Origin of the sequence: Pontibacter rugosus, from assembly GCF_042678745.1 — a bacterium.
Taxonomy (GTDB): Bacteria; Bacteroidota; Bacteroidia; order Cytophagales; family Hymenobacteraceae; genus Pontibacter; species Pontibacter rugosus.
In genome coordinates, this window is record NZ_JBHTLD010000180.1 from 1 (window position 1) to 10,600 (window position 10,600).

General features: G+C 48.0%; 8 protein-coding genes. 2 read left to right on the forward strand and 6 right to left on the reverse strand.

Annotated features, from left to right (window positions below):
• Positions 1–79: 79 nt before the first annotated feature.
• Positions 80–538, forward strand: a complete 459-nt coding sequence (locus ACFQ2O_RS16525) for an Lrp/AsnC ligand binding domain-containing protein (protein ID WP_377530216.1) — start codon at positions 80–82, stop codon at positions 536–538.
• Positions 539–669: 131 nt separating this feature from the next.
• Here the strand turns inward: ACFQ2O_RS16525 and ACFQ2O_RS16530 are convergent, their stop codons facing one another.
• The 3 genes from ACFQ2O_RS16530 to ACFQ2O_RS16540 all read right to left on the reverse strand — a co-directional run bounded on the left by ACFQ2O_RS16530 (position 670) and on the right by ACFQ2O_RS16540 (position 5,459).
• Entirely contained in the window at positions 670–1,926 is a 1,257-nt protein-coding gene (locus tag ACFQ2O_RS16530; protein ID WP_377530220.1) for a pyridoxal phosphate-dependent aminotransferase, read from the reverse strand.
• A gap of 155 nt (positions 1,927–2,081) precedes the next feature.
• A complete protein-coding gene (locus ACFQ2O_RS16535; protein WP_377530223.1) occupies positions 2,082–4,502 on the reverse strand; it encodes a DUF5686 and carboxypeptidase-like regulatory domain-containing protein in 2,421 nt (806 codons plus the stop codon).
• Positions 4,503–4,565: 63 nt separating this feature from the next.
• Positions 4,566–5,459, reverse strand: a complete 894-nt coding sequence (locus tag ACFQ2O_RS16540; protein WP_377530225.1) for a phosphatase PAP2 family protein — start codon at positions 5,457–5,459, stop codon at positions 4,566–4,568.
• A 292-nt stretch (positions 5,460–5,751) separates the two neighbouring features.
• Between ACFQ2O_RS16540 and ACFQ2O_RS16545 the strand changes: the two genes are divergently transcribed.
• Complete coding sequence (locus ACFQ2O_RS16545) at positions 5,752–7,269, forward strand: NAD(P)H-hydrate dehydratase (RefSeq protein WP_377530232.1); 1,518 nt, start codon at positions 5,752–5,754, stop codon at positions 7,267–7,269.
• Here the strand turns inward: ACFQ2O_RS16545 and ACFQ2O_RS16550 are convergent.
• From ACFQ2O_RS16550 to pafA, 3 genes are all read right to left on the reverse strand, one after another.
• Positions 7,250–8,155, reverse strand: coding sequence for a hypothetical protein (locus tag ACFQ2O_RS16550; protein WP_377530236.1), 906 nt, complete (start codon positions 8,153–8,155; stop codon positions 7,250–7,252). The genes ACFQ2O_RS16545 and ACFQ2O_RS16550 overlap by 20 nt on opposite strands.
• A gap of 119 nt (positions 8,156–8,274) precedes the next feature.
• Positions 8,275–8,853 (reverse strand): inorganic diphosphatase, encoded by a 579-nt coding sequence (locus ACFQ2O_RS16555; RefSeq protein WP_377530239.1) that lies wholly within the window; start codon positions 8,851–8,853, stop codon positions 8,275–8,277.
• Between the two features lie 50 nt (positions 8,854–8,903).
• Positions 8,904–10,600, reverse strand: a 1,697-nt coding sequence (gene pafA / locus ACFQ2O_RS16560; RefSeq protein ID WP_377530244.1) for an alkaline phosphatase PafA, incomplete at its 5' end; no start/stop codon positions are given.

Genomic DNA, 10,600 nt, shown 5'->3' on the forward strand with positions numbered 1-10,600 from the left:
TATTTTTATTGATTGGAAAATTTTTAATTTTTTAGCGTTATATTTACCACATTGTTAATTACAGCAAGTATAGGAGTTTATGAATTACGAAATTGACAATCTGGATAAGCAGATTCTGAGCCTGCTGATGCTGGATGTAATGCGCCCATATACAGACATAGCCAAGGAACTGGGTGTATCAGGCGGCACTATACATGTGCGAATGAAGAAGTTAACTGAAATGGGCGTAGTGAAAGGTGCGCACCTGCTGGTAAACCCATCGGCGGTTGGCTTTGATATTTGCGCTTTTATAGGTGTGTTTTTAGAGAAAGGCTCAGAGTATAAAGAAACGGTTGAGAAGATGCGGGAGATTCCTGAGATTGTGGAGTTGCACTACACCACCGGTTCCTACAGCATGTTTGCCAAAATAATCTGCCGCGACACGAACCACCTGCGCCGGGTATTGAACGAAAAACTACAACCCATTGAAGGAGTGCAGCGCACGGAAACACTTATCTCTTTAGAAGAAAGTATAAACCGCCAGATCATTATTGATTAGCTCCCAACAGAGTTACTACTATTTTACCCAAAGCCGCCTTGGCTTTATACCTGGAATTAAGTAAAAAATAAAAAGGCAGGAGCTTTCGCACCTGCCTTTTCCATTGTAGTATAACTTATACTTGAGACTTGCTACTTCAGCTTTGCCAGCGCATCGCGTAGCCTGCCCAGGGATGCTTTGATATCCTCAAGCGAAGCACCTCCTACCGATAACCTGAACCAGTTAAGATCTTTACCTGAGCCAAAGGCTGAAAATGGCACTACTGCCAGCTTTGCTTCATGCAGCACATAAAAGGTAATGTCCTGACTTGTCTCCAGCAGTTTCCCTTCCGGCGTAGTCTTACCCGCTAAATCCATCTGGGACGAAAGGTAGATCGCACCCATTGGCTCAATGGCATCCACAGCGTATCCATCTGACTTCAGCTCCTTGAATCCATTATACAGCACCGTCAAGCTTTCCTGCACCTTCGGCTTAAACTCGCTCATAAAGCTGTTTACCTCCTCTGGCTGCTGCAAAAACTCAGCAGTTGCCATTTGTTCAGCCTTAGGAGCCCACGCGCCTACGTGGCCAAGTATAGACTTCATTTTATCCATCACGACAGCTGGGCCGAAGGCATAGCCTACACGTACACCCGTGGCAGCAAAGCATTTAGAAGTGCCATCGATGTAAATAGTATAATCGCGAATTTCAGGACGTAAGCTAACTGGGTCGTAATGTTCGGCGGCACCAAAAGTCAGCATCCAATAGATTTGATCATAAAGCAGATAAAGCGGTTTTTCGCCTTCGTTACGGCTGCGGTTCTCTTCCAACACCAGGTCGCAAATTTCTTCCAGGTCCTTTTTGGAGAACATGGTACCGGTTGGGTTTAACGGAGAGCACAGGGCTAGCATCGTAGCACCTTTCAAATGCGGCTTTACGTCGTCAGCTGTCGGCATAAAGTTATTTTCCGGGCGTGTTTTCACCTCTACTGGCATTGCTCCGGAAAGGTGGCAGTAGTGGTTGTTGTTCCATGATGGTGTAGGGTATACCACTTTATCACCTGGATCTACCAAAGCCATATACGTCGCATAGATCAGCGGGCGAGAACCTCCTGCTACCAGAATATCATTCTCTGGATAAGTCAGGCCTAAGTGCTCTTGTGTAAAAGCCACCACTGCTTTGCGTAACACAGCTACACCGTTAGCAGGTGGATAATTGGTATGTCCCTGCTCATAGGCTTTGGTTATACCTTTGCGCAGCTCCTCTGGAATGGGATAAATACTAGGGTTAAAGTCGCCAATAGTCAGGTTGCAGATAGGCTCGCCTTTGGCAATCATTGCGTTCACCTCACCAGCCACCCGAATAATTTCGGAGCCAATCAGGTTCTGCGCCATTTTAGAAACAGTCATTTTAGGTAACGGGATTAATTGGTTCTCACAAAATTATATATTTTCCGAAAAGCATGCGTAAATATTTAAAATTTGTTCGGCTTACTGCTTAATTACCACGAAAATAATACCAGCCACTACAATTCTTTAAAAATATCTAAAGCAAGTGCCTACACCTAGAACAACAGCGAGGCCGTAAGCTTAATGCACAGGTTATCTTTGCTCTTCTCTAAAGCATACGGTCCGTAGCGATAAAAGGCACCCACGCCTATTCCACTAAAGGCAGAACTGATGATGTTATTCAGCATCAGACCTGACTCGAAGAAACCTTTTCGCATGCTATTGATAGAATTTTCTGGCAGGTCAGGCAATGGCTGATTTAAGCTGCCGATACCTATGTTTGTTACTGCCACCAGGTCAGGAGCAAAGAAGCGGGTGTTCAGTAGGCGCTTTCCAAAATTCTGAGAAAAGAACAGGGCAGCGTACCTATCGGAGAAGAACTCGTAAGACTGCATGGTTTCAAAACCTTCTCCGGCGTATACTCTATAGTCTGGATTATAACTGCCATAGCCATTGTAACGAGCCACCAGTGGCGCATTTCCCTCCACCAAGCCTGCCGCAAGTATAAACCTGCTCTCGCCAAAGGTGCGGTGGCGGAAAGATGTTTGCAAGCGTGCATCATACTTATGAAAGGCATAGTCACCTTCTAAAAAGTCATTAAAACCCCGGGTGTACTGTAGCCATAGCACCGGATGCTCCTGCTGCGGCATAGGCAACAGGCGGTTAAACTGCTGCATATACTTTTCGCCGGGAGCATAACGTATGCTTACCACCGCCTCTGTCAGATTAAATTCCGGTGGCGTGTTGTCTTCTTGCGCCAATAGGGTTGGCCTGCGCTCTTCCTGCCGAAGCTGCGCCTGCGCCTGTACATAGCGCAAAATGCGCCCGCGCAGCGCTATACTTTTGTGGGTCGTATAATCCATGTCCGGTAGCATGGCACGGTGCAGGTTACCTAGTAAGCCACGCTCTTCCTCAAAGGCCAGTCGACGGCCTCCCGTCTCCAGCACATCCTCGAAATAAACGGCTTTTAGCTGTAGCGCCATTGGTTGCGAAAGTATAACAGCGGCATCTGCGCCATACTTGGCCTCATCATCCTTAAAGCCGTAACCCCAACAGCCACCTACTTTAAACCGTTCCGAAAGGCGATCATTGGTATATGCCCCCAGCCCTAACCGCAGCCCCTCAAAGTTGCTCACTTTCAGCAGGCGGTTTAGGTCTAGGCTAAGCACGCCTATCGGGATTTGCTTGTTCATCAGGTACTCCATTGTCCGGATGGTGCGGTCCAGCTTTTGCGCACGGCCTATGCTGTCGAGGCGTGCATAGGTGCGCTGCTCCAATTGGTTCAGAGAATCGGGGCGGTAATCCTGGAAAAAGCTTTCAGGTTGCCGGTTGGCGTCTAGGTTCTGCTTCAGGGCCACAACTCCAAACTCAGAGCGCCGCAGGTCTGGGTTTAGGTTGATGTTTGTAATATAAGTTCGCATGTGGGCGTAAGGCTGGTGCCCACTTAGAGTGATCTGCGGTACTGTTAGCTCCACATCCAGCTCCGTAGGAAACCATTTTTGCTGCGGCCCTACCCGCTCATACTGTTGCTGCAGTTTGATGCCGCGCTTATCATCATCTCCTGCCGAGGCTGCAATTACATTTTGCACAGCCCATCCGTTGCTGTTAATGTATAAGAGCCCTTCCAGGCCTTCAAAGTTTTTCCCCTGCTCCGGTGTAAATGAAATGACAAATACCGTATCCTGCCCCTGTTCCAGCGTTTCCTGCAGCACAAATTTATACTTACGGGTACTACCCGGGCTTAGCGGACTGAGGTAATGCTTTCCAAAAAATACAGGCAGATCATCATACACAGAAAAATCCCTGGCTTCGGCGGCCACCATACCAAAGCTTGGCTGCTGCAGCCCCGACACACGTGTGGCAAGTATAGTTTCTTTGGTGAAGTTCGGTTGCAGGTAAGCATAGTCTGTAACGCTCTCCAGCAGGAAAAGGTGCTGCTTCTGTAGCAGGTCCCGCATCCGCATATAGGCTGAATCGCGTGGCGATAGCTGCAAGGTATCGCGCAGCTCCTGCTCCTGTACATCATTGGCGGTAAGTATAAATTTATTGTAGGTGCGGTACGTGTAGCTGTTGAGGCGCTGCAGTCTGTTTTGCTCCCGGTTTTGCGTGGCCAGCCGGATGATACGGTGAGCTGGGTTCTCTCCTGTTCCTAACACCACTACCTCCTGTAGCTGTGCTGAGGTCGGTTGTAGCTGCACGTTAATACTTGCTACAGAATCAGGATACAGCATCAGGGGTAAATATCCAACAAAGCTAAAGCGCATGCTGCGGATAGGCTGCTGATGGCGCAGGCGGTATTCTCCTTCCAGGTTTGTAGTGGTTCCAGTCTCTCCTTCGTTCACTGTTATACTTACAAAAGGCAGACGCTCACCAGTGGTAGCATCGCGCACGGTGCCTTGCACTTGCTGTAGTTGCGCCAGCGAGGCTGCAGAGATAAAGCACAGGCTTAAAAGGAGGAGGTAACGGAAGTGTGGCATCTGGTAAAGATAAAAGAAAAGGCGCTACTCCCGTAGCGCCTTTTCCTGTTGGTAAGTATAAAATCAGAACTGCAACGTCAGGCCCATGCCCGGCCTACCATTAGGCAGCACGGTTGGGGCAAGAGTTGTATTTAGTCCTTTATTCTTCGCAAACTTATCGTGCAGCCAGTATACGGTGTTCACCGATAGTATACCTACACCGGCCCCTGCCAGCACATCGGCCATCCAGTGCTCGTTGTTAAGTACTCGCATCACACCTGTGGCACTTGCCACGGCATAACTACCTACGCTTACCCAAGGGCTCTTGTGCCTGAACTCCTTATCTACCACGGTGGCAATGGTAAAGGCATACGCGGTGTGCCCCGAGGGGAAAGCATGCGAGTCGCCGTTAGGCCTGTCTATATCGGTCAGCTTTTTAGTGGGCCATACCAAGGCTGATGTTAAAGCGCCGGAAGCTAACAGCAAACCTGTTTGGCGGCCAAGCTCGTGGCGGTTTTGAGAAGAAAAAGCATTAAAGCCATACAGGTACGCCACCGGCAGGAAGAACAGGTAATCATCAACTTTGGTGCTGAACTCCGGTACGCTGCGGTTACGGGCATCACGGGCATCAAAGCTGCTAATAATACCGCTCCCTTGTATAGTATAGATACCAGCACCTATAAGCGCTACAGCCGGAAGCACGGCACGTTTTAAATAGCGCCTGGTTTCCCCTTCTCGTCGCTGTGCCTCTGTAAACGGATTTTCCTGGCCCGGATAAATGGTATCTGCAGGAGTAGCAATAGCTGAAGCAGCCACCGTATCCTGTAAGGCTAAGGCTAGTGGGGCTGTATGGTGTGTGGTTGAGGCATCAGCAAAAGAGCCTGCTACTTTATTTGGCTGTTGTGTTTGTGCCAGCACAGGGTTAGCCAGCAACGTGATCCACAACAGGTGTACTGTTAGTTTATGCTTGATTTTCAAGTTTAGATACGGTTTGGTTTAGCCTATAAACTCACATTTATTTGTTTTTGTGCCATCACCTGGCATTTTGTTAACAATTTGGTAATAAAATGCGCTGCTTCAGCAAAAGAAGCGCATTGCTCCTGCAGCTTTTACTATCTGCCTTACATTTAGATCTCGCATCCGCACCCATTCCTTTCTGTTACCATATTGGCTTTAGGTGATTCGTGTTGCCTTGCACCTTCAAAAACATTATTCTGTAACAGAAATGCACCTGAACGTAGTATATCTAGCTGAACCTACCCGATAACCTATGAAATTGCTAACTGCTGCCCAAACCAGAGAAGCCGATGCTTTTACTATAAAAGAAGAAGGCATTACCTCTACCGACCTGATGGAACGGGCAGCCAAAGCCTTTACTTGCTGGTTTGAAAACAAATTTCAGCCTACCGAGGAAGTTCATATTTTCTGTGGCCCGGGCAACAATGGCGGTGACGGACTAGTAGCAGCCCGCTTGTTGCATGAGCGTAATTACCATGTAAAACTATATTTGGTAGGAGATCTTGCTAACGCTTCTGATGATTTTAAAGTTAACCAGGAGCGCCTACCACAAGACCTGAAGCCGCAGTTCATTCAGCAGGAAACGGAGATACCTCAGCTACAGCAGAAGACTTGTGTCATTGATGCGCTTTTTGGCACCGGCCTCAACCGCCCTGTTATAGGTTTGTATGCCCAGGTGATTTCTATACTTAACGACAGTGGTGCCTGTATTACTTCTGTTGATATGCCCTCAGGCCTTTACACCGATAGCCAGACACCTGATGAGGGTGCCATCATAAAAGCAGCATATACCATCAGTTTTGAACTGCCAAAGCTGGCTTTTTTGCTCCCACAGCATGAGCAGTATGTAGGCAAGTGGCATGTGGTTAAAATAGGGTTGAGCCAGCAGTTTATATCTGAAGTAGAAACTGGGTTATACTTTATCACGCAACAAGATGCACAACACTTGGTAAAGCCTCGAAAGAAATTCTCGCACAAAGGCTTATATGGGCATGCGCTGCTGCTTTGCGGAGGCTTTGGCAAAATGGGGGCTGCTGTACTGGCTGCACGTGCCTGCCTGCGAGGGGGTGTCGGACTTTTAACCATACAGGCCCCGCAAGTGGGTTATACCGTACTCCAGACAGCTGTTCCAGAGGCCATGACCTTGACAGACAAAAACCGTAAGCACCTGTCTGAACTACCCAACGAAATCACCAAATTTGATGTTATCGGTACTGGCCCGGGCTTGGGTACAGAGCGCGTAACTAAAACAGCCATCGGTCAGTTACTGGCTACAGCACAGCAGCCTTTGGTGATAGATGCAGATGCCATCAATATCATTGCAGGAAGTGAAAAGCTTAAGGCCCAGCTCCCAAAAAACAAGGTTATTTTAACGCCTCACCCGAAAGAGTTTGAACGGCTGGTGGGAAAGGTAAAAAATGACTATGACCGGTTGCAGCACCTGCGCGAATTCTGTGCTGAGTACCAGTGTTACGTAACATTGAAAGGCAGCCATACAGCTATTGGCACACCAGAAGGGAAAGTATACTTCAATACCACCGGCAACTCAGGTATGGCCACAGGGGGCACTGGCGATGTGCTTACCGGCATCATCACTGCCCTTGTGGGGCAGCAGTATACGCTGGAGGAGGCTTGCCTGCTGGGTGTATATGTACATGGCCTCTCCGCTGATCTGGCTTTGCATACAGTAGGTGCTATCTCTATGACGGCATCTGATGTAATAGATCACCTGCCCAAGGCGTTTCTGCACCTTAGCCAGCCCATGCCATAGCTCCAAATACCAACCCTGCATGTAGCAACATAGCTCCATCAGCCAGTATAACGTAGTATATCCGTGCCCTACTTGTAGAGGAAAACGCTACTACTGCCGCCGCACCGACAGCACTTGCAGCCAAAGCCCAAAGTATAAGTCCGCTCTCGCTACACACCAGCACCAGCACATACAGCAGCAACAGCATTAGCGAGCACAGTTTAGTATAGCGCACGCCAATCCAGCCGGGGAAGGTGAGGGTATTGGTGTCCCGGTCGTAAGTATAGTCCCTGATATCAAAAAGAAGGGCAAGGGCAAGTATAAATAGAAAGCGCCTAAAGAAAAGCCCCAGTGCCTCTGGCTGCCACACCTGCATGCCCGCATCCAGCAACGGAAACATAGCTGTTACCACTGCCCATACATACGCTATCAGGAAAACTTTTAGCAGGGGCACGCTCCGCAACGGTTTTACCCGCCTCCGTTTGTAAAGTATAGGCACAGTATATCCCACGGAGATAACAGCCAGGTGCAGCAGAAACCAAAGGTTTACCTGAAGATCAAACCAAAAGTATATGATTACCGCCGCTGCTATACTTACCATACCCAATACAGCGAGTTCTTTCTTGTGGCGTTGGCTCCAGAATGGATTGTTTGCATCGATAAGCTGCTGCGGCCGGCGCAGTATACTTTGCACGCTACTCAGGTTGTAAGTAAACAATGTGGCCAAAAAGACAAACGAAGCCATTGGAATAGAGACCGGCAGGCGTGCCAGCAGGTAGGTTTCTACTGTTAAGGCAAAGGCACAGCAGGATATAAAGACGCTGCTATATAACAACCCCTCCAGCAGCCGGTACCATCGCTTTAGTGGCCGCTGCTCTTGTGTTCCGGTCTGTTGGTTTACCTCCATTTTATACTGCAATTACGCAACAAATCAACCGCCAATCAAACAGGAGGCTGTAAGGGCTAAAAAACAGAAAGCCTGGCACCGGAGATTTCCGGGCCAGGCTTTTCAGGGAATGTTTTTTACTACAGTGACTTTTCTTTCTTTATTGGCTCGCCAAACGTAGCATTGTAAAGCTCTATGCTGTCCTGGATAATTTTGTAAGCATGCTCGCGGCCCAGGAACTGTTCAACGATTACTTCCTTGTTCTCCAGTTTCTTATAATCTTCAAAGAAACGGCGCATCTCTAACAGCGTATGCGGAGGTAACTCTGAAATATCATTGATGTGGCGCACAGACATGTCGTTGTACGCTACCGCAATGATTTTATCATCTTCTTCGTTATTATCGATCATCTGCATCACGCCAATTACCTTGGCATCGATTAAGCACATTGGCTGTACATCGATAGAGCAAATAACCAGGATATCCAGGGGATCTTTATCGTCGCAGTATGTCTGTGGTATAAAGCCGTAGTTAGCCGGATAGTTTACTGATGAGAAAAGAACACGGTCAAGCTTCAGCATGCCGCTATCTTTATCTAATTCATACTTTGCTTTTGAGCCTTTTGGTATTTCAATGATTGCGCTCAAAACTTCGGGCGCCGCTTCGCCATAGCTTACACTATGCCATGGATTGTTGTTCTCCATATTCTCCATATTCATCTTTAATGTTTAAACGCGCCGTCAACTTTTATCTTCTTCAGGCGCTATGGTTATTTCATGTATACTTGTAATGGTCTGCCTACGCTACCGTTTGGTTCCTGAATGTACAGCCAGGCAGCAATAGTAGCAGCAATATCAGATACGGCAGCTTCTGCGTCACTCTCTCCGGCAGGCACTTTCCAGCCATACCACACCAGTGGCACATGCGTGTCGTAGTTAGCCTGTGAGCCGTGTGTTGTACCTGTTCTGCCACCGTAGCCTTCAAACCAACCTGGCTCCAGCAGCATGATCACATCGCCGGACCGTTTCACGTTATAGCCGTTTTCCACTCTTGCCATCATGCCTACTCCCCAATTGCTGTTTTGCAAAGTAGAGGCTGTAACAGTACGCAACACGCCATCAAAACGAACGGCATAATCAGCCACACGCTGTTGCACTTCGGCCAGGTTTAGCTTTTTGCTCTGCACCAGACTTCTGTTCAGGTAAATTTGCTGGTTCATGTAGCGTTCTACCCAGTCGCCTTTGCCATAGGTTTTGTCAAGGTAAGCATCTACTGAATCACGCACAACTCCGGATGATGACAAACCGGCGGGTACTTTTACACTTGCCATGTAAGCAGGCACGTGTGCGGCTCCATGATCTGCAGTTAAAAAGAATAATACTTCGCCTTTCCCTACTTCATTCTCAATTTTGCTGATCAGCTCTGCCAGCTCCAGATCCAGGCGCAAAAATACATCTTCTGCCTCTACCGAGTTAGGACCAAAAGTATGGCCTACGTAATCTGGTGACGAAAAGCTGACGGTAAGGAAATCTGTTACATCATCTTTCCCTAATTCTTCTCCCTGTAAAGCTGCCAGTGCAAAATCTTTGGTAATGGTGTTGCCTGCTGGTATAGAGCGAATCAGTTCATAATCTTTTCCACGTAAGGCAGGCACATCATGTGGGAAAACTGCTTTTTGCTCATTATTCAACTTTCCCTCCCAAGGCACATCGTCTGCGGAGCTTTCAGTATACTGCTCTATCGGCAGCAAAGTCTCCCATGGCTGGTTCAGGTACTGATCCGCTAATTTCTTATTGTTGAAGGCTTGCACCCACTGCGGCAGCTCCTGGCTGTAATACGTACTCGTGATCCAGTTTCCTGACGGTGAATCGAACCAGTAAGCACCATTTGCCATATGGCCGGCCGGAAGTATAGAGCCCCTGTCTTTCAGTGCAACTCCTACAACCTTGGCTCCCATGTTGGTGGCCAAACGAAGTTCATCTGTAATAGTTGTTGTTTTCAAGTTAGCCGGCGACATTTGCCCCGCTGTAGAGCTGCTGCCTACTGTTTGTACCGTATTGTCTTCTACACAGTATACCGTCTTCTTTTGATCCCGCTCATACCAGTTGTTTCCAACAATACCGTTAAGTGCAGGTACACTGCCTGTGTAGATAGAGGCATGGCCAGGTCCTGTATAGGTTGGCACATAGCTGTACTGTGTATTCTTAAAGTTAAACCCTTCTGAAAGCAGCTTCTTAAACCCATCGTTGCCATACTTGCTCCAGTAGCGGTACAGATAATCGTAACGCATCTGATCAACCACAATACCTACTATCAGCTTAGGGCGCTGCAAGGTAGTATTTACATTTACGGCTTCTGCCTGTTTCTCTGTAGATGCTGTTTGCGTTGTACTGGCGCATGCACTAATCACTAGCAGGAAACTTGCTGCTACCTTAGTCCATACTGCCTGCTTCAGGAAGTTCTTAT